General features: G+C 54.9%; 18 protein-coding genes. 5 read left to right on the top strand and 13 right to left on the bottom strand.

Annotated elements, in window-relative coordinates; all coding sequences use genetic code 11:
- Window positions 1-160 precede the first annotated feature (160 nt).
- Both LF95_RS14430 and LF95_RS14425 read right to left on the bottom strand, forming a co-directional pair.
- Entirely contained in the window at window positions 161-694 is a 534-nt protein-coding gene (locus LF95_RS14430) for an alkylhydroperoxidase, AhpD family (protein WP_073955731.1), read from the bottom strand.
- Window positions 695-871: 177 nt separating this feature from the next.
- On the bottom strand, window positions 872-1,399 hold the full coding sequence (locus LF95_RS14425) for a peroxiredoxin (RefSeq protein ID WP_073955730.1): 528 nt from the start codon (window positions 1,397-1,399) through the stop codon (window positions 872-874).
- A 166-nt stretch (window positions 1,400-1,565) separates the two neighbouring features.
- Between LF95_RS14425 and LF95_RS14420 the strand changes: the two genes are divergently transcribed.
- The 3 genes from LF95_RS14420 (at window position 1,566) to LF95_RS14410 (ending at window position 4,914) form a co-directional block, all read left to right on the top strand.
- Window positions 1,566-2,489, top strand: a complete 924-nt coding sequence (locus LF95_RS14420; RefSeq protein WP_073955729.1) for a LysR substrate-binding domain-containing protein — start codon at window positions 1,566-1,568, stop codon at window positions 2,487-2,489.
- Window positions 2,490-2,605: 116 nt separating this feature from the next.
- Window positions 2,606-3,700 (top strand): rhomboid family intramembrane serine protease, encoded by a 1,095-nt coding sequence (locus LF95_RS14415; RefSeq protein WP_083607696.1) that lies wholly within the window; start codon window positions 2,606-2,608, stop codon window positions 3,698-3,700.
- 173 nt (window positions 3,701-3,873) lie between these two features.
- Window positions 3,874-4,914, top strand: a complete 1,041-nt coding sequence (locus LF95_RS14410; RefSeq protein ID WP_073955728.1) for a zinc-dependent alcohol dehydrogenase family protein — start codon at window positions 3,874-3,876, stop codon at window positions 4,912-4,914.
- Window positions 4,915-5,020: 106 nt separating this feature from the next.
- Here LF95_RS14410 and LF95_RS14405 read toward each other — a convergent pair whose 3' ends face one another.
- From LF95_RS14405 to rfaD, 11 genes are all read right to left on the bottom strand, one after another.
- Complete coding sequence (locus tag LF95_RS14405) at window positions 5,021-5,563, bottom strand: invasion associated locus B family protein (RefSeq protein ID WP_073955727.1); 543 nt, start codon at window positions 5,561-5,563, stop codon at window positions 5,021-5,023.
- A gap of 92 nt (window positions 5,564-5,655) precedes the next feature.
- Window positions 5,656-6,396 (bottom strand): glutamine amidotransferase-related protein, encoded by a 741-nt coding sequence (locus tag LF95_RS14400; RefSeq protein ID WP_073955726.1) that lies wholly within the window; start codon window positions 6,394-6,396, stop codon window positions 5,656-5,658.
- A gap of 248 nt (window positions 6,397-6,644) precedes the next feature.
- Window positions 6,645-7,748: a redox-regulated ATPase YchF gene (ychF, locus tag LF95_RS14395; protein ID WP_073955725.1), complete on the bottom strand. Its 1,104-nt coding sequence runs from the start codon at window positions 7,746-7,748 to the stop codon at window positions 6,645-6,647.
- 88 nt (window positions 7,749-7,836) lie between these two features.
- Complete coding sequence (pth, locus tag LF95_RS14390; RefSeq protein ID WP_073955724.1) at window positions 7,837-8,610, bottom strand: aminoacyl-tRNA hydrolase; 774 nt, start codon at window positions 8,608-8,610, stop codon at window positions 7,837-7,839.
- Window positions 8,611-8,625: 15 nt separating this feature from the next.
- A complete protein-coding gene (locus LF95_RS14385; protein WP_073955723.1) occupies window positions 8,626-9,243 on the bottom strand; it encodes a 50S ribosomal protein L25/general stress protein Ctc in 618 nt (205 codons plus the stop codon).
- A 123-nt stretch (window positions 9,244-9,366) separates the two neighbouring features.
- Window positions 9,367-10,299 (bottom strand): ribose-phosphate pyrophosphokinase, encoded by a 933-nt coding sequence (locus LF95_RS14380; protein ID WP_073955722.1) that lies wholly within the window; start codon window positions 10,297-10,299, stop codon window positions 9,367-9,369.
- A 344-nt stretch (window positions 10,300-10,643) separates the two neighbouring features.
- Window positions 10,644-11,642: a hypothetical protein gene (locus tag LF95_RS14375; RefSeq protein WP_252509771.1), complete on the bottom strand. Its 999-nt coding sequence runs from the start codon at window positions 11,640-11,642 to the stop codon at window positions 10,644-10,646.
- Between the two features lie 118 nt (window positions 11,643-11,760).
- Complete coding sequence (pgeF, locus tag LF95_RS14370) at window positions 11,761-12,564, bottom strand: peptidoglycan editing factor PgeF (RefSeq protein WP_215905686.1); 804 nt, start codon at window positions 12,562-12,564, stop codon at window positions 11,761-11,763.
- 52 nt (window positions 12,565-12,616) lie between these two features.
- Window positions 12,617-13,750, bottom strand: a complete 1,134-nt coding sequence (locus LF95_RS14365; protein ID WP_073955720.1) for a class I SAM-dependent methyltransferase — start codon at window positions 13,748-13,750, stop codon at window positions 12,617-12,619.
- Window positions 13,751-13,753: 3 nt separating this feature from the next.
- The gene (lgt, locus tag LF95_RS14360; protein WP_073955719.1) at window positions 13,754-14,599 is read right to left on the bottom strand and encodes a prolipoprotein diacylglyceryl transferase; all 846 of its coding nucleotides are present in this window, start codon (window positions 14,597-14,599) and stop codon (window positions 13,754-13,756) included.
- A gap of 135 nt (window positions 14,600-14,734) precedes the next feature.
- Window positions 14,735-15,721, bottom strand: a complete 987-nt coding sequence (gene rfaD, locus LF95_RS14355) for an ADP-glyceromanno-heptose 6-epimerase (RefSeq protein ID WP_073955718.1) — start codon at window positions 15,719-15,721, stop codon at window positions 14,735-14,737.
- 225 nt (window positions 15,722-15,946) lie between these two features.
- On the opposite strand from rfaD, the gene LF95_RS14350 reads away from it, so the two are divergent.
- Window positions 15,947-16,285, top strand: coding sequence for an accessory factor UbiK family protein (locus LF95_RS14350; protein ID WP_073955717.1), 339 nt, complete (start codon window positions 15,947-15,949; stop codon window positions 16,283-16,285).
- Window positions 16,286-16,556: 271 nt separating this feature from the next.
- Window positions 16,557-17,033 (top strand): type III secretion system chaperone family protein, encoded by a 477-nt coding sequence (locus tag LF95_RS14345; protein WP_252509770.1) that lies wholly within the window; start codon window positions 16,557-16,559, stop codon window positions 17,031-17,033.
- Window positions 17,034-17,211 lie beyond the last annotated feature (178 nt).

Below are 17,211 nucleotides of genomic sequence, written 5' to 3'. Positions count from 1 at the left end.
AATCAGAATGTTACAATTTTTCCCCAAAACAACAGGCTTCAAATCAGTTACAAAAAAACCCGATGGCCGGGGGCGACCATCGGGTTAGGGTCAAGAATGACAGCACTTTTTTCTTCTGCCATTCTTCCTGTCCTTTTGGGGGAAAAGGACAGGCAATAAATTATCCCTCGAGGGCTTCCTCGGCATCCAGAACGGCAGCGACCGCATGAATGACCGAAGCGATACGCACGGCGTTCTGAACAATTTCCTTGTTGAACCCTGCCTGCTTCAATACCTTTTCGTGGCTATCGATGCACATGCCACAACCGTTGATCGCAGATACTGCAAGAGAAAACAACTCGAAATCCGCTTTATCAATACCCGGCTTGCCAATAATGTTCATGCGCAGGCGGGCAGGCATGGTGGCATATTCTTTTTCCGACACCAGATGCGTGAAGCGATAATAGATATTGTTCATGCCCATAATGGCCGCAGCGCCCTTGGACGCTTCAATCGCTTCGTCTGAGAGTTTCCCGTCGGCTTCGGCGGCTACAGCACGCAGCAATTTTGCATTGCGCGACGCATAGGCACAGGCCAGGGCCGTTCCGTAAATCTGCTGGTCGGTCATGCCCGGGTTGGAAAACAGGGTTCCCAGGTTCAGCTTCAAGTCCTTGGCATAGGCCGGCAAGGAGTCTTTAATTTCAGCGATAGACATCGAAAACATCCTGAATTTTGTGAAGAAATTAACGCTACTTCCGGCACGCCTTGGCGAACCGGCGCAACCTTGTTTGGCTGCGCGTGACCCGAATGGCACGGCAAATTCCGTGCGGGCCAGGATGGACCGGGCATTACCTGCCCGGTCCGAAATTCAAGCGAGGTCCAAGCCAAAGGCTTAGAGGGTGGCTTCACCCTTGTTCCAGTTGCACGGGCAAAGCTCGTCGGTCTGCAGTGCATCGAGAATACGCAGGGTTTCCTGCGGGTTACGACCCACAGAAAGATCGTTCACCTGAACGTGGCGGATAATGCCTTCCGGATCAACGATGAAGGTCGCACGCAGAGCAACGCCTTCGCCCTTTGCGATCACGCCCAGCGCATTTGCCAGTTCTTTCTTTTCGTCAGCCAGCCAGACAAACGGGCTGTCGCCCAGGTCTTCGTGGTGGGTACGCCATGCAGCATGGACAAAATCGGTATCGGTCGAGCAACCGAGCAGAACGGCATCACGATCTTCAAAATCGCCGTTCAGTTCGCCATAACCAACGATTTCGGTCGGGCAGACAAAGGTAAAGTCCTTCGGCCAGAAGAACAGAATCTTCCATTTTCCGTCAAAAGATTTGTCTGTAACCGGGGCAAAGCTGTCTGCGGTTTTGCCCGAAACACCGGTAAGATTGAATTCCGGGAGGGTATCTCCAACGGTGAGCATTGCTGTACTCCTAACGCTTGATGTTTATAATCCCTGTAAGGCCCCCGATGGGCCTCTCTAGATTTAGTTTGCATGTGCAAAAAGCAACATCGCTGGTGGCGATTTGTAGTTAATTGCTTTACCTATGACCAATAAAATAAATCTGGTTTTTCGATAGGAAAAATTTATGGCGGCCCAACCCAGCATCAAACAGCTCAAATATCTGGTCGCGCTGGCGGAAACCGGCCATTTCGGTCGCGCTGCCGAGGCCTGCTTCATCACGCAGCCCAGCCTGTCAGCCGCAATCAGCGAGCTTGAAAACCTGCTGGGTGCACAACTTGTGGAACGCAACAAGCGCCAGGTGCTGATTACCGCCCTGGGGCAGGAAGTTGTTTCGCGGGCGCGGCATATTTTGCGCGAGGTCGACGAACTGGCCGTTGTTGCCCATGCCGCCAACCAGCCATTGGTCGGCCCGATCAATATCGGCGTCATCCCCACCATCGGCCCCTATCTTCTGCCCGATGTCATGGCGCGCCTGCGCAGTGGTTTTCCCAAAATGCAGCCCTTCCTGCGCGAAGACCAGACAGCCAAGCTGGTGGATCTGCTTTTGGGCGGCAAACTGGACCTGGCCCTGATTGCCCTGCCAATAGAGGAAAACGGCCTTGAGGAAATGGACCTGTTTGAAGACAGATTCGTTTTTGCCTGCAGCCCGGACAATCCGTTAACGGCCAAAAAGAAAATCAATATCGACGATATCAAGGACGAAAAGCTGCTGTTGCTTGAAGACGGCCATTGCCTGCGCGATCAGGCACTGGAAATCTGCCAGCGTGCAGGTTGGAGCAAATCCGCCGACTTTCAGGCCAACAGCCTGTCCACCCTGGTGCAAATGGTCGCAGCGGGCATCGGATCGACCCTGTTACCTGAAATGGCCCTGGAAGTTGAGGCTCGCCGCCGCGATACCATCGCCATTTTGCCCTTTGAAAACCCGGTGCCGGTTCGCCGGATTGGCCTGGTGTGGCGTCGCAGCTCGGCCCGCAAGGCCGAATACCGCAAACTGGGAGCCTATTTGCGTGGGTCACTAAACCCTTGTAAAGCCGCCGATGTTGCCTGAAAGTCTCCCGAACATCGCAGCCCGGACACCTAAACTGACATCGTGCCAAAGCTGCACCCAACAAAATATATTTACCAAATTGACCGATCAGAGAATTTTTACGGAACCAAACGCCCATGCTGCCCATCAAGGATAACAATCCCACTACCCTGACACCCTGGGTCACATGGGGCCTGATTGCCGTAAATGTCATTGTTTTCCTGATGACCCTGTCCCTGGGGCACCGTGGCATCATTCGCGCCAATATCGAATATGGGGCGATCCCGGCAGTGCTGTTTGGTCATGTCGAACTACCGTCAGAGCTGGCTGCCTTCCCGCCTGGTTACGAATTTCTGACCATTTTCACCGCCATGTTCATGCATGGGGGTTGGATGCACATTGGCGGCAACATGCTGTATCTGTGGGTTTTTGGCAATAATGTCGAAGATGCGATGGGGCATTGGCGGTTTTTGGCCTTTTATCTTTTGTGCGGTGTGGCGGCCGCCCTGGGCCATGCCCTGGCCGATACATCATCCCAAATCCCCATGATCGGCGCCTCCGGTGCCCTGGCCGGGGTTTTGGGGGCCTATTTTCTGCTTTATCCCAAGGCGCGGGTTCTGGTGTGGTTTTTCTGGGTGCTTATTTTTTATGTTCCGGCCGTTGTTGTGCTGGGATTCTGGATCGGCATGCAGGTGATCAACCTGACAAGCGGGGTCAATGATGGTGTGGCGTGGGCCGCCCATGTTGCCGGTTTTGCCGCCGGTTTGCTTTTGATTCCGTTTTTCAAATATCGCCATGTCCCCCTGTGGCAGGGTGGGCCAAAACAACAACCGGTTTTTGGGGTTTATCGCCCCGGCCGCTATCGCAACAGCAAGGGTGGCACCAGCCCCGAATTCCGCTTTGATGCGCCGCCCTGGGCCGCTGCCTATGAGCGTGAAAAGGCCCAAAAACGCGATGCCCGGCACGGGTTTTCCAGGGCCCCTTCTTCGGGCACGCAACAGTCAAAAGACAATTCACCCCCCTGGACCTGGCGTCCCGGCGATGTGATTTATGGGGATGATCTAAGCGATAAAAACGCCCCTTCAAACAAACCAGGCCCGCAGCCCTGGGGACCATCGCCGGATCAGGAAACAAATAATACCTCGCATGCTTCCCCCGCCAATCGGCCCAAACGGCACGGCATTGGTGTACCGGGCGTGCGTCGCAAACCGCCCAAAGGGAATGCGGATTAAAACACGCCACCAAAACAGGCCGACATGCGAAATCGTCTGGCGTGAAACGTCACACCACTGGTAAAAAGTTCTTTCCCGATGGTTTCGGCACCAGCAAAACCACGATAGACTATTGATATTTAATGGCTTGGGAAGGGTTTCCCGTCGCGTTTTGTTTTCACTGGAGATACCTGATGCGTGCTGCATTTTTTGAGGAATTTCAGGGACCGATCGAAGTCCAGAAACTGCCGGACCCCGAGCCAGCCGAGGATGGTGTGGTGATTGAAGTCGGCGCGACCGGGCTGTGCCGCAGCGACTGGCACGGCTGGATGGGCCACGATCCCGACATTCAGTTGCCCCACGTACCAGGCCACGAATTTGCCGGCAGCATTGTGGCCATTGGCAAAAACGTAAAACGCTTTCGCGTGGGTGACCGCGTCACGGTGCCGTTTGTTTCGGGCTGCGGGCACTGCCCGGAATGCCGCAGTGGTAACCAGCAGGTTTGCGACCGTCAGTTTCAGCCCGGATTCACCGCATGGGGCAGCTTTGCCGAATATGTTGCGATTGATTATGCCGATGGCAACCTTGTCGCCCTGCCCGAAGAACTGGATTACGTCACCGCTGCCAGCCTTGGCTGCCGGTTCGCAACCAGTTTTCGCGGCGTGATTGACCAGGGCCAGGTGCGGGCTGGTCAATGGGTGGCGGTGCATGGCTGTGGCGGTGTTGGTCTTTCGGCCATCATGATTGCGGCTGCCACCGGGGCAAATGTGATTGCCGTGGACATTGACGACGAAAAACTCGCCTTTGCCAAAACCATCGGTGCCAATGCCACCATCAATGCCAAATCGATCAAAGATGTTGCCGGGGCGGTTCGCGATCTTTCTGGCGGCGGGGCCCATATTTCGGTTGACGGGCTTGGCAGTGCTGTAACGTGCTTTAATTCCGTATCCTGCCTGCGCAAACGCGGCAAACATATCCAGATCGGCCTTATGACCGGCGATCATGCCCATGCCAAAATTCCGATGGACCGGGTTGTCGCCCACGAACTTGAAGTTCTGGGCAGCCACGGCATGCAGGCCTTTCGCTATGATGCCATGCTCGACATGATTGCGACAGGCAAGATCGTGCCGCAAAAGCTGATTGGTGATCGCATTACCCTGGCCGAAGGGGCCACCGCCCTTATGAATATGGACAGTTTTGTCGGCACCGGTGTCACGGTCATTGACCGTTTTTAACGCCGTACCCAATCGACAATAACAAAAAATGCCGGGTATCACACACGCGATAACCGGCATCTTTTTCAGACCAAGCCCATGCCGGGGATACCGGCCTTCGGAACCGTTAACTCAAGGAATTCAGCGCAGCGGTAAAGCCGCTCAGCGATGCCTTGATCACCTGGGTCTGTTCGTTCCCCCAGGCGCGGAAGCCGACAAACAGGGTCGCACCAGCCTTCATCGCGCCGACAAGTTCATCATTCATGACCAAAGCGGCATCACAGCCTGCATTGGTGCATTTGCTGTAAATGACCTTGATTTCCTTGCCCTCATCCACCTTGATGACGATGCCCGGACGCAAATCAACGCCCAGCGGCAATTGCATGTTAAGAACCGAGAATTGTTCCTTGGTTTTGGGATTGGTGGCTTTTTGCACCGTCACGGCCAGGATACGACCGACAGTTTCCTTTTTGCCATCCACATCCTTTTGCAGGAACACCTGCTGGCCAATCTGGCAACGGTCCGGGTTCTTTTGGTCACATTCTTTTTTCCACAGCGGGTCCTTGCCGGCATCCTGTGCCATTGCCGGGGCCGATACCGCAGAAACAGCCATAAACGCACCGACGGCGGCAAACACACACCGAACCAGCGTCGCCTTGCCAAACAGCATTCTTATTCTCCCGTTAAAATGAAAAAGCGCATCATGTGACAGGGAGAGACCCTCCCTTTGCGCTTTAAAGACATGTACAATGGTCTAGCGAACTAACGGCCTCGTGTCGAGCACCTTGATACAGAGGTTGCAGGTGATAAAACCTGCCGGGCAAAAGTCGCAAACCATTGACCAAAGGCGGCATCATATTTTTGCCGACCTGCACGTTGCTGATCAGGGTTCTGGGCGTTGGCCTGGGCTGTTTTATCTGCCGCTTTCTCAAGCCAGCTTTCATGTATTTCGTCATCGACTTCGGGATGAAACTGAAGGCCCCAAATTCGATGATCCACATGATAGGCCTGATGGGGAAACACATCGCCCGTCATCAACAATTCACCCCCGGCAGGAACGTCGAAACCTTCACTATGCCAGTGATAGACCATCATATGGGCAGGAAAAAGGTCTCGTCCGGCCGGGGTCACATAGGCCGGATAATAACCGATTTCGGTTTGTTCCCGATCATGCGGGCGCACCGCAGCACCCAGATTGCGCGCCATCATCTGGGCGCCAAGGCAAATGCCCAGATACCACACATCGGCATCCACGACACGCGGCAACCATTCCATGATACGGGCAACGTTGGGTTCGTGATCGTCATTTGCGCTCATGGGGCCACCAAAAACGATTACCCCCTGATAGGCAGAAAGATCCGTTGGCAAATCCTCGCCCTCGCCGGGACGGCGAATATCAAACGTATATCCCATCTCGGCCAGAACCCGGCCCACCCGGCCAGGGCGACCGTGGGCCGAATTAAAAACCAACAGAACCTGTGCTAAACCCGAAAGACAATTCACAGCATCATTCCTGTTTTCATCTTGCCATTTTGCAATCCATCACGGTGCCTGGCAAAGTTCCGACAGAACCAACCGGCATGTGTGGTTTGCATCATTCCAGTTTAGAACAGGGTGACGGTTGCACCGCACAAAGGCAAGGTTCTTGCGACATATTTCTGCCAACAGCCACCATTTTACACCCATGGCGACAAAAAAGGCCGCCATGCACACCACATGACGGCCTGAAATTTCGAAATCACATCGAGTGATCAGACATTGAATTTAAAGTGGAAAATATCGCCGTCCTTGACGATATAGTTTTTCCCTTCCTGGCGCAGCTTGCCAGCCTCGCGCGCCCCGGCCTCGCCGTTGCAAGCGATGAAATCGTCATAGGCCATTGTTTCGGCCTTAATAAAACCGCGCTCGAAATCGGTATGGATCACACCAGCCGCATTCGGCGCAGTTGCGCCGTCAAACACGGTCCAGGCACGGGCCTCTTTCGGACCAACAGTAAAGAAGGTCAGAAGGTTCAGAAGTTTGTAGCCTTCGCGAATAACACGGGCGAGACCGGTTTCTTCAAGGCCCAGGCTTTCCAGAAACTCTTCTTTTTCCTCGGCACTTTCCAGCAGGGCAACTTCGGATTCAATTGCGGCCGAAACCACCACCGAACGTGCCCCCTGAGCGGCCGCCATTTCGGCCACCTTGGCGGAAAATTCGTTGCCGTCCGCCGCACTGTCTTCGTCAACATTACAGGCATACAAAACCGGCTTGCTGGTCAGAAGCTGCAACATGCGAAACGCCTTGGCTTCGTCTTCGTTGTTCACTTCCACAACACGCGCCGGTTTGCCATCACGCAGCACTTCCAGGGTGCGTTCGACCAGTTCCAGGGTCAGCTTGGCATCCTTGTCGTTGCCCTTGGCACGCTTTTGCAGGCCGGTCACACGCTTTTCCAGGCTTTCCATATCGGCCAGCATCAGCTCGGTTTCGATGGTTTCCGCATCGCGCACCGGGTCAACCGAGCCTTCAACATGGGTGATGTCGCCATCTTCAAAGCAGCGCAGCACATGCACAATGGCATCGGTTTCGCGGATATTAGCCAAAAACTGGTTGCCCAGGCCTTCACCCTTGGACGCACCACGCACCAAACCGGCAATATCAACAAATTCCAGCTGGGTCGGAATGATGGTTGCCGACTTGGAAATGGCAACGATTTTATCAAGGCGATCATCGGGAACGCTCACACGGCCGGTATTCGGCTCGATCGTGCAGAACGGAAAATTGGCCGCTTCGGCGGCTGCCGTCTGTGTCAGGGCGTTAAACAGGGTCGATTTCCCAACATTGGGCAAACCAACGATACCACATTTGAATCCCATCTTTTTCGGGCTCCGTCACATCTGAATTTCAATATATCACCCGCAATGCCACACATGGGCAGGGCCGGTCACTCACTTTTGCGCAAACTTATTTTTTCAGGCGAAATGCCTTGGCAAGGGCTGCGGCCATCGAGGTCGGCGCATCGTCCTTCTGGTCGCTTCCGGCGTTCTTCGCCGCAGAATTTTCCTTTGCCGGCTTTTCTTTCACCGGGCCCTGGCCTGTGTTTTTTGCCCCGTCGGGCGCACCAGTTGCTTTTTGCGGCTTTACCGGTTTTTCCGCCTTTGGTTTGGGCGGCGAAACAAAATTGGCAACCTTGCTCATAAAGGCACTTTCATCCCCCTTGATCAGGCGCGGCAATTCCTGCGCGACTCCGTCAAGAAGGGCTGTCAGCCAGCCATTTTGTTCGGATTTGGAAAAATCCCCCAAAACATGACCATGCACCAGCGCCTTGTCGCCCGGATGGCCAATGCCCAGCCGTACCCGGCGATAATCCTTACCACAATGGGCATCGATCGAACGCAGGCCATTATGCCCGCCATGCCCGCCTGCCCGTTTGACCCGCAACTTGCCCGGTGGCAAATCCAGTTCGTCATGCAGGACGATCACATCTTCAATCGGAATTTTATAAAACCGCAGCACTTCCCCGACCGATTGCCCGGACAGGTTCATAAAGGTTTCAGGCTTCAAAACCAAAACCTTGATCCCGTCAATATCGCCTTCGGCCAGTTGCCCCTGAAACTTGCGCCGCCAGGGGCCAAAAGAATAGCGGCGGACGATTTCGTCCGCCGCCATAAAGCCGATATTGTGACGATTGCCGGCATATCCCGAACCCGGGTTTCCCAGTCCAACCACCAAAAACATCGCAAGTCCCCGATTTTATTCTTCGGTTGCGTCTTCTTCATCACCAGCAGCGTTATCTTCGGATTTCAAAGATGACGGTGCAGCAATGGTTGCAACGGTGAAGTCACGGTCGGTAATGGTCGGCTCGGCACCTTTCGGCAGGGTCGTTGCCGAAATGTGAATCGAGTCGCCAACTTCAAAACCGCTCAGATCGAAGACCAGCTCTTCCGGAATTGCCTTCGGATCGCAGTTCAGTTCAACATCATGACGAACGATGTTGAGAACGCCACCGCGTTTCAGGCCCGGAGATTTTTCTTCATTGATAAAGCGAACCGGAACTTCAACCGTCAGCTTGTGATCTTTTGCAAAGCGCAGAAGGTCAACATGGATCGGTTCGTCGGTCACTTTGTCAAACTGAACGTCGCGCGGCAGAACGTCATAGGACGTGCCAGCAACATCAATGGTCAACACGTGCGAGAAGAAACCCGGCTTGTGCAGCAGTTTCACGAGCGGACGCGGGTCAATCTGGAACATAACAGGTTCTTGTTTTGCACCATAGATGACACCAGGGACCATACCGGCACGACGCACGGCACGGGCGGCCCCCTTTCCGGCCCGTTCACGGATTTCCGCAGTAAGAGTGGCATTTGCCATCGGAAAAGCTCCTTGAACTAAGACAGTATCGTTTCCGCAGGTCGGTGTGACTCACCGCTGAAAGCCCACGAAAACAAGCGCGCTGGCCTCCAGGGGTGCCAGCGCAGCGAGGGCCTTATACCCTCAATCAAAAAGAACGGAAACAGATTTTTCTTCCGAAATACGACGAATTGCTTCTGCCATCAGGGGCGCGATGGGCAATTGACGAATTTTCGCACACCCGCGCACTGCTTCGGAGGCTTTGATCGAGTCCGTTGTGACAACTTCGCTCATCGGCGAATTGGCAATACGCTCCACTGCCGGGCCGGACAAAACACCGTGGCTGACATAAGCCGCAACCGACGATGCCCCGCGTTCCTTAAGAGCTGTTGCCGCATTGCACAGGGTACCAGCGGAATCCACAATATCGTCAACCAGGATGCAGGCCGCATCCTTTACATCACCAATAACGTGCATGACTTCGGAAATACCGGCCTTGGGGCGGCGTTTATCGATAATCGCCAGTTCCGCGTCCAGGCGTTTTGCAACCGAACGCGCACGGGCCACACCGCCCACATCCGGGCTGACGATGACCAGTTTCTGGCCTTCAAACTTCGCGCGGATGTCGCTGGTCAAAACAGGCGATGCAAACAGGTTATCAAGCGGAATGTCGAAAAAGCCCTGAATCTGACCGGCATGAAGGTCCATCGTCAAAACGCGGTCGGCACCAGCAACCGTAATCAGGTTGGCAACCAGCTTGGCCGAAATCGGGGTGCGGGGCCCGGATTTGCGGTCCTGGCGGGCATACCCGAAATAGGGCATAACGGCGGTGATACGACGCGCGGAACCGCGACGCAGCGCATCAAGCATCACCAGCAGTTCCATTAAATTGTCATTTGCCGGAAAAGATGTACTCTGAATCACAAAAACGTCCTCACCGCGGACGTTTTCCTGAATTTCACACCAGATTTCCTGATCGGAGAATCGTTTCACATCTGCACGGGTCAACGGCAGATTCAAATGATCCGCAATGGATTCTGCCAACGGCAGATTGCTGTTACAGGCGAGGATTTTCATGTGGGGCCTCGGTTTATGGGTGCCGGGAAAGCGATAAATGTGCCTACGCAGCCCCCCATAGGGACCGCGGCGGCTTTATAACCAGACCTTAACAGTCTGTAAATGGTCGCTATGGCTAACAGGCCGGTCTTTTCACGCATGAAAGATATGCAAAGCCCGTAGGCACGGCCAGTGCATCCTATCAGATTTCACACCAACAAACACAAAACCACGAGTTGCCAGTAGCAACATACCGTTCACCCAAGGGAAGGTTTCACACTGTAACCGAGTCCCCTTGCGCGGCAGCACGGAATTTATCCATTTGTTTTATCACGGGCTTTACCGCACCCTTACGCCAGTGCCCCTTATTTATCGGGACGCAACAACAGGCCTCGGTCCCGGGCAATCTGCCCCAGGGCCCCTTCAAGCGCATCCACCGCCGCCTGGGCGGCCAGGGATGCAACACTGCCCCATTTCTGATCCAGCTTGCCATGCGGGACGGCATTGTTCTGCGTCATTTGGCCCAGTTCATGGCCGCTATCATCTAACAGCACCCAGTCAATCGATACCCGGTCAATCTCGGGCGTGCCCTGGGCCTTTTTCACCGGCTGCACAGTGATCGACGCAGACAGGACAATGGTTTGCGGGCCGATATCATCATCCACCGTAATGCGCTTGGCCTGCAAAAATGCACGGGCGGAGCGCTTCAGGGCCTCATTGCCATCGCCGGGCGCACCGGCAAATGCAACAAGGGCCACCTTTAACGGCTTTGCCATTGCCATTGATGGGCGATCACCGCTGATCTTTGTCACCACCCACGCTGCCGGGGCCTTTACCAACTGGTCAAATTCAAGGGCGGCTGGGTCATCTTGTTGTCCCCCCCCGTTGGAAAGTCTGGAAACCTTGCGGGCAATATCGGGCGGCACATTCATTGACCCGTCTTCGGAGCCGGTTGGCCCACCGGCAAACCAGCTTTGCGCACTGATCTGGCCGGTATTGGACATCGAGTCTATCGCAAGACCCTGATCATTATATAACAGCCACGTCACATCAACATGGGCCTGCCCACCATCATCTAGCCGGGCTGTTACATTGGGATGGAGCACATATTTCCCCGGCGAGGGATCTTCGGAATAAGCGGCGATATCGCCTGCACGCAGGGTACGCACCATTGCCCGGGCCAAATGGCGCGCCGCACCATCGGGCAAATCACGCGCGATATCCACCTTCACGGTTTGGGCATCGGGCACATCAAGAAGTTCCGGGTTGCCTTCGCGCCCCGCCCCTTCAAACGGCCGTGGCAGTTGACCACAGGCTGCCAAAAGCCCAACCAGCATCACAATAGTCAAAAAACGCAAAGCCATTGTCATATCTGTCTTCACATCATCGCCACACAGCCCACCATCGACGCTATGATGATAAAGGCAAATAACATGATCATATGGGGCACGGCCAAAACCCTTTCGTCATCCGCAGTACTGGCTAGCCCAGCATAATCGCCGAAAGCTGGCGCCCATAATCGGGCTCGCCGCGCAATGTGGTGCGACGATAACTGAAAAACAACTGTTCTTCGACCAGTGTATCGCAGGCCAGAAGATCAACCTTTGCAATGCCGGTATCACAGGTGCGCCGATATACATATTCCGGCAAATCAAACATGTAATGCCCGTCACGGTCTGAAGGATCAAACAGGTCATCATCGCCGCGCGGACCAGAAAGGATGCGCGCGCGAAACCCGGCATCCACCTCGTAAGAAGCACGGCCAATGCAGGGGCCAATGGCGGCAACAATATTTGCGCGGCTGGCACCCAGCTTTTCCATCGCCACAACCGTGCTTTCCGACACACCGGCAAAGGACCCGCGCCAGCCCGAATGGCATGCCCCAATCACCTGCTTGACCGGGTCACAAAACAGAACTGGTGTGCAATCGGCCGTTAAAATACCCAGCATGACATTTTCGCGGTCCGTCACCATCGCGTCAGCGCGGGGCAGTTCATCACGCGTAAGCGGACGTTCAAGCACCGCAACATCGGTGCCATGCACCTGGTAAACCGTTGTCAGCCTGTCAGATGTCGTCCCGAAGGCAGCCGCAGCAAGCGCACGGTTACGGGCAACAATTTCCGCATCATCATCCGAGCCAAAACCCACATTCAAACCAGCATGAATACCGTTGCTCATTCCCCCTTCACGGGTGAAAAAGCCGTGTTTAAGGCCGCTCATGCCACCAAAAACATCCGACGTCAGATACGAAATACCGCTATCGGTTTTAATCAGGTTATCTGGCATCAGCTTCCTCCATCCGATTCACCTGCAACGCCTGCAAAATCAGCCTGCATTCTTATCCCTCGGCCCCGCTTACACAGGGGGGCGGCGCACTCTCGCGACCATAGGCGATCAGCACTTTAAAAAGCGTTCCCATCTGGTCGGCATCGACAAGGCGGTTAAGGGCGGCATCAATGGCCTTTGCCTGATCAACCGTGGCGGACTGTTTTAACAATTCCGCCCGCTGCTCGATGCCCAGCATTTTCAAAAATGTTCCCTGACCCAGCACCGCACCCGTGCGGGCATCCGCCTGGGAAAAGGTCCGCGCCAAAGCACCAAAATCAACATGGGTGGTCAAATCGGCATCGCCCGGCATGGCAAGAACAGGATGATATTTGTGATGCCGCAGGGCCTGCAGGGTATCACCAAAGGCACTATGGGGATGACCATAATCAATCATCAGCGCGGCCCCGCCATCGCGGTTGATGCGATGCGCAATCTGGTTGGCAATCGAAATGGCCATTGGCGATGCCTCAAACACATCGCCGACCTTGGCGGTCGGGCGCAATTTCACCGGCACCAGCGCATCGGTCATTGGGGCCAAGGGCCCATTGGTAAAACACAATTCACCACTTTCGGCCGAAATCGCCACCAGCCTTTCGCGCCAGCCATCCTTGCCAAACTGAAACTGGCGCACTGGCAGGGCATCGAAAAACTCGTTGGCGATCACCACCATCGGTGCATTCTGATTTTCGGGAATATCCTCGAAACTGTCATGCCATACAGCGGGAACACCATAAGGCATAATCGAGGTTTGCTGATGGGTGCGCAAAACCGGGCTGGTTTCGACAAAACGCACGGTCAGGGCATCGCAAAAACCAGGCACATTGCGCACCGCGCGCAGGGCATCGGCCATCAGGGTGCCGCGCCCCGGCCCCAGTTCCACCAGCTGCAGGCGCGACGGGCTGCCCATCTGCTGCCAGGTTACAGCAACCCACAGGCCAATCAGTTCACCAAACATCTGGCTGATTTCCGGGGCCGTCACAAAATCGCCCGCCTGGCCGAACGGGTCCTGCTTGCGATAATATCCCCATTGCGGGTGGGCCAGGGCCTCGGTCATATAGTCCGCAACCGAAATCGGCCCGGCAATCGAAATCCGGCGTTTTAAATGATCCAGCAGCGGCGATGTCTGGTTTTCTTTATCGGTCATGGTTCAGGATTTTGCCGTTTTGGAAGTGTTTTCATCGGCGGGTTTCTGCCCCACCAGGGCCGGACGTTTCAAACCATAAATCGCCACACCCGCCCCGATCAGAACCATCGGCACCGACAAAAGCTGCCCCATCGTTGCACCAAACATCAAATAACCAAGCTGCTGATCAGGCTGGCGGAAAAATTCGACGATAATGCGGCTGATGCCATATCCTGCCAGGAACACACCCCCGACAACACCGGTATGGGACCGCATTTTTTCACTGCGTGAAATGGCAAACAAAATACAAAAAAGCGCGATGCCTTCCAGGCCTGCTTCATAAAGCTGGCTGGGATGGCGCGGTTCCGGCCCGCCGCGCGGAAACACCATGCCCCAGGGCACATCGGTGACGCGACCAAACAGCTCACCATTGATGAAATTGGCGATCCGGCCAAAAAACAGGCCTATCGGGGCTGCTGCAGCCACGGCATCGACCACGCCCAAAAACGAAATCCCGCGATGCCGGGCAAACCAGAACACGGCAATAATCACGCCCAGCATCCCGCCATGAAACGACATGCCGCCTTCCCATACCTTGAGGATATGCGACGGGTTCGCCAGATAAAAATCCAGGTTGTAAAACAGCACATACCCCGTGCGCCCGCCCACAATAACCCCAAGGGTCGCCCAAAACAGCAGGTCATCGACCTGGTTGCGCGTCATCACATAGGGGGGCTTGCTGATATAATACAGGGTATAGCGCCACCCGATAATCAGCCCGGCAATATAGGCCAGCGCATACCAGCGAATGGCCAGCGGACCAATGGCAATGGCAACAGGATCAATTGCCGGAAAGGCAAGACTGAGCATCGAGATGCACTCCGTTCGGATGGCATTTAAGGTATCACCGCCCCTGATAATCAGGATAAGGCGGCAGGATCATGGCACTAGGGCGCTATTTATAAAAATGACAAAATATTACGCCCACCACATTGTCAGGCGGATTTAACGAAACGGGTCATCGGTCGCAAGGAAGTCCTGCACATATTGGCGCACCCCTTCCTCCAGCGGTGTCATCGGCGCGTCATAGCCACTGGCACGCAGCTTGGACATATCGGCCTCGGTGAAATACTGGTATTTGTCGCGAATGGCCTCGGGCGTTGGCACAAATTTGATATCGGGTTCCTTGCCCATTGCGGCAAAAACCGCCAGCGCCAAATCCTTGAAACTGCGCGCCTTGCCGGTACCGACATTAAAAAGGTCGGAAACCTCCGGGTGGTCATACAGCCACATGATGATATTGACCACATCACCAACCCAGACAAAATCGCGCAACTGCCCGCCATCTTCATAATCCGGGTGGTGGGATTTAAACAAAGTGGCCTGTTCGCCCGCCGACAGTTTGTCATACATTTGCGACACGACCGACCGCATCCCGCCCTTATGATATTCGTTCGGGCCGTAAACGTTAAAAAACTTCAGCCCGGCCCACTGTTTGGGCCGAAAACCGTTTTGGTCCAGGATTCGGCGAAACCGGCGGTCGGTGGCATGTTTGGACCAGCCATAGGCATTCAATGGCTGCAATTTTGCCAGGTCGTCCTGCTCGAATATATCGGCAAAGCCCTGTTTGCCATCGCCATAAGTTGCCGCAGACGAGGCATAAATCAGCCGGGCCGAATGGCGCGAACACCATTCCCACAAAAAGGTCGTCAGCTTGAAATTATTGGCAACGATCTTGTCAGCATCGCGTTCGGTGGTTGCCGAAATCGCGCCCATATGAAAAATCGCGTCAATGTCATTGGGGTGGGCTTCCAGAAATGCCGGTAATTCATCGGGATGAACAATGTCGCGCAATTCGCGCTTGGCAATATTGCGCCATTTGATGCCATCGCGCAGGCGATCCACAATAACAATGTCGGTTTCCCCGCGATCCTGAAGGGCGGCGACAATATTGGACCCGATAAACCCGGCCCCACCAGTAACGACAAGCATCGTTTTCTCCTGCTTTTGCGGCGGCTTGTCCGGCGAACGGACGCCAGCGGCGCGTGATCATACCCACATAAAAATGCCTGGCGCATTTATAGGCACCCCAACCGGCCACGGCAAGGCAAGTACGTGTCACAAAACGGCGATGGATGTTCATTACTTGCCCGAATGGCAAATAAAACCATATTATAAGCACAGGAAATTCAACCCCCTTACAAGCCGGAGCCTGAAATGCAGATCAATAACCGCCTTCTTGATGACCTTACCCGCGTCACCAACAGTGCCCTGGGCACCATGACCGGCGTCAAGGGCGAGGTTGATGCACTGGTGCGCCAGCAGTTTGAGAAAATCCTGCTCAATATGGACCTCGTCACGCGCGAGGAATTTGACGTGACGCGCGACATCGCCACTAAATCCGCCCAGCGTGCCGAGGCCCTTGAGGCACAGGTCGCCGCCCTTGAAGACCGCCTGGCAAAACTGGAAGCCGCCGAAAACGCACCCAAGGCTGAGGCCAAAACCGGCGCCAAGACCACAAAAACCGCCAAGGCCAAACCAGCCAGCGAGGCATAATCGCCCCGCATCGGGCCATAAAGCGAATTATTTTTCGGTCCGTCTTTCGACGCATTGGCAAAATAACAGCCTAAAAAGCCTTTCACCTGTGCCGGTTAATCAAAATCCACGGCGGATCAACCCCAAGGTTGATCCGCCCTTGTGTTTCACGCAATGCGCCTTTGTATCCACAGTGGTTGCAAGCCCGCCAGGACGGCCCTATAGTGCGCGCCCTTTGGCGATACAGACTGATTGATTTTATATGAACGACCTGATGCAGGATAACGGCGAAATGGACGACGACAATCCGCTGTTGCTTGTCGAAGACATCGCCCAAACCAACCAGTGGAACCTTGAACGGCGCAGCGCAGACGAGATCGTTGTCGAGATTCCAGGGCACTGGTGCACGTATCTTGTGTATTTCACCTGGCGCGACGATGCCGAAGCCCTGCATATCGCCTGCTGCTTCGATTTGTTCGTGCCAGACCCGGTGCGCCCGCGCATGTATGAATTGCTAGCCAAGTGCAATGAACAGCTCTGGATCGGGCATTTTGGCCTGTGGCTGGAAGAAAACATGCCGCTGTTTCGCCACACCCTGCTCTTTGGCGGCGATGTACCGCCCGCAACCGAACAGTTTGAAGAGCTGATCGAAATCGCCATTTCCGAATGCGAACGCTTTTTTCCGGCCTTCAACTTTGTCCTCGGTCATGGAAAAAGCCCGGACGAGGCCCTTGCCAACGCCATGCTCGAACCCGTGGGCCAGGCGTAAACCGGCCAAGCATAAAACATCCCTGGCGGTTTTAAACATCGCCGATCCCGCACCCTGCCCCGGCAGGGTGTTTTTTGCATTTGGGGCAAAAAATGGCAACATCCATTCTTTGGTCCTGTCCCTGGCGGCAAAGCCCGGCTTCTGGTCGCCATCGCTTGACCCACCTTTAGAACACGGG

It is taken from the genome of Thalassospira sp. TSL5-1 (assembly GCF_001907695.1).
GTDB lineage: Bacteria > Pseudomonadota > Alphaproteobacteria > Rhodospirillales > Thalassospiraceae > Thalassospira.
This window is presented reverse-complemented; position numbering and strand designations above follow the sequence as displayed.

Bases quoted from the DNA above. Each gene is read 5' to 3' on its own strand.
- LF95_RS14365 (WP_073955720.1), bottom strand. From the start codon at position 13,750: ATGACCGATAAAGAAAACCAGACATCGCCGCTGCTGGATCATTTAAAA.
- LF95_RS14420 (WP_073955729.1), top strand. From the start codon at position 1,566: ATGGCGGCCCAACCCAGCATCAAACAGCTCAAATATCTGGTCGCGCTG.
- LF95_RS14425 (WP_073955730.1), bottom strand. From the start codon at position 1,399: ATGCTCACCGTTGGAGATACCCTCCCGGAATTCAATCTTACCGGTGTT.
- LF95_RS14375 (WP_252509771.1), bottom strand. From the start codon at position 11,642: ATGGCTTTGCGTTTTTTGACTATTGTGATGCTGGTTGGGCTTTTGGCA.
- LF95_RS14430 (WP_073955731.1), bottom strand. From the start codon at position 694: ATGTCTATCGCTGAAATTAAAGACTCCTTGCCGGCCTATGCCAAGGAC.
- LF95_RS14345 (WP_252509770.1), top strand. From the start codon at position 16,557: ATGGACGACGACAATCCGCTGTTGCTTGTCGAAGACATCGCCCAAACC.
- LF95_RS14385 (WP_073955723.1), bottom strand. From the start codon at position 9,243: ATGGCAAATGCCACTCTTACTGCGGAAATCCGTGAACGGGCCGGAAAG.
- LF95_RS14405 (WP_073955727.1), bottom strand. From the start codon at position 5,563: ATGCTGTTTGGCAAGGCGACGCTGGTTCGGTGTGTGTTTGCCGCCGTC.
- pgeF (WP_215905686.1), bottom strand. From the start codon at position 12,564: ATGCCAGATAACCTGATTAAAACCGATAGCGGTATTTCGTATCTGACG.
- rfaD (WP_073955718.1), bottom strand. From the start codon at position 15,721: ATGCTTGTCGTTACTGGTGGGGCCGGGTTTATCGGGTCCAATATTGTC.
- LF95_RS14415 (WP_083607696.1), top strand. From the start codon at position 2,606: ATGCTGCCCATCAAGGATAACAATCCCACTACCCTGACACCCTGGGTC.
- pth (WP_073955724.1), bottom strand. From the start codon at position 8,610: ATGTTTTTGGTGGTTGGACTGGGAAACCCGGGTTCGGGATATGCCGGC.
- LF95_RS14410 (WP_073955728.1), top strand. From the start codon at position 3,874: ATGCGTGCTGCATTTTTTGAGGAATTTCAGGGACCGATCGAAGTCCAG.
- lgt (WP_073955719.1), bottom strand. From the start codon at position 14,599: ATGCTCAGTCTTGCCTTTCCGGCAATTGATCCTGTTGCCATTGCCATT.
- LF95_RS14380 (WP_073955722.1), bottom strand. From the start codon at position 10,299: ATGAAAATCCTCGCCTGTAACAGCAATCTGCCGTTGGCAGAATCCATT.
- ychF (WP_073955725.1), bottom strand. From the start codon at position 7,748: ATGGGATTCAAATGTGGTATCGTTGGTTTGCCCAATGTTGGGAAATCG.
- LF95_RS14350 (WP_073955717.1), top strand. From the start codon at position 15,947: ATGCAGATCAATAACCGCCTTCTTGATGACCTTACCCGCGTCACCAAC.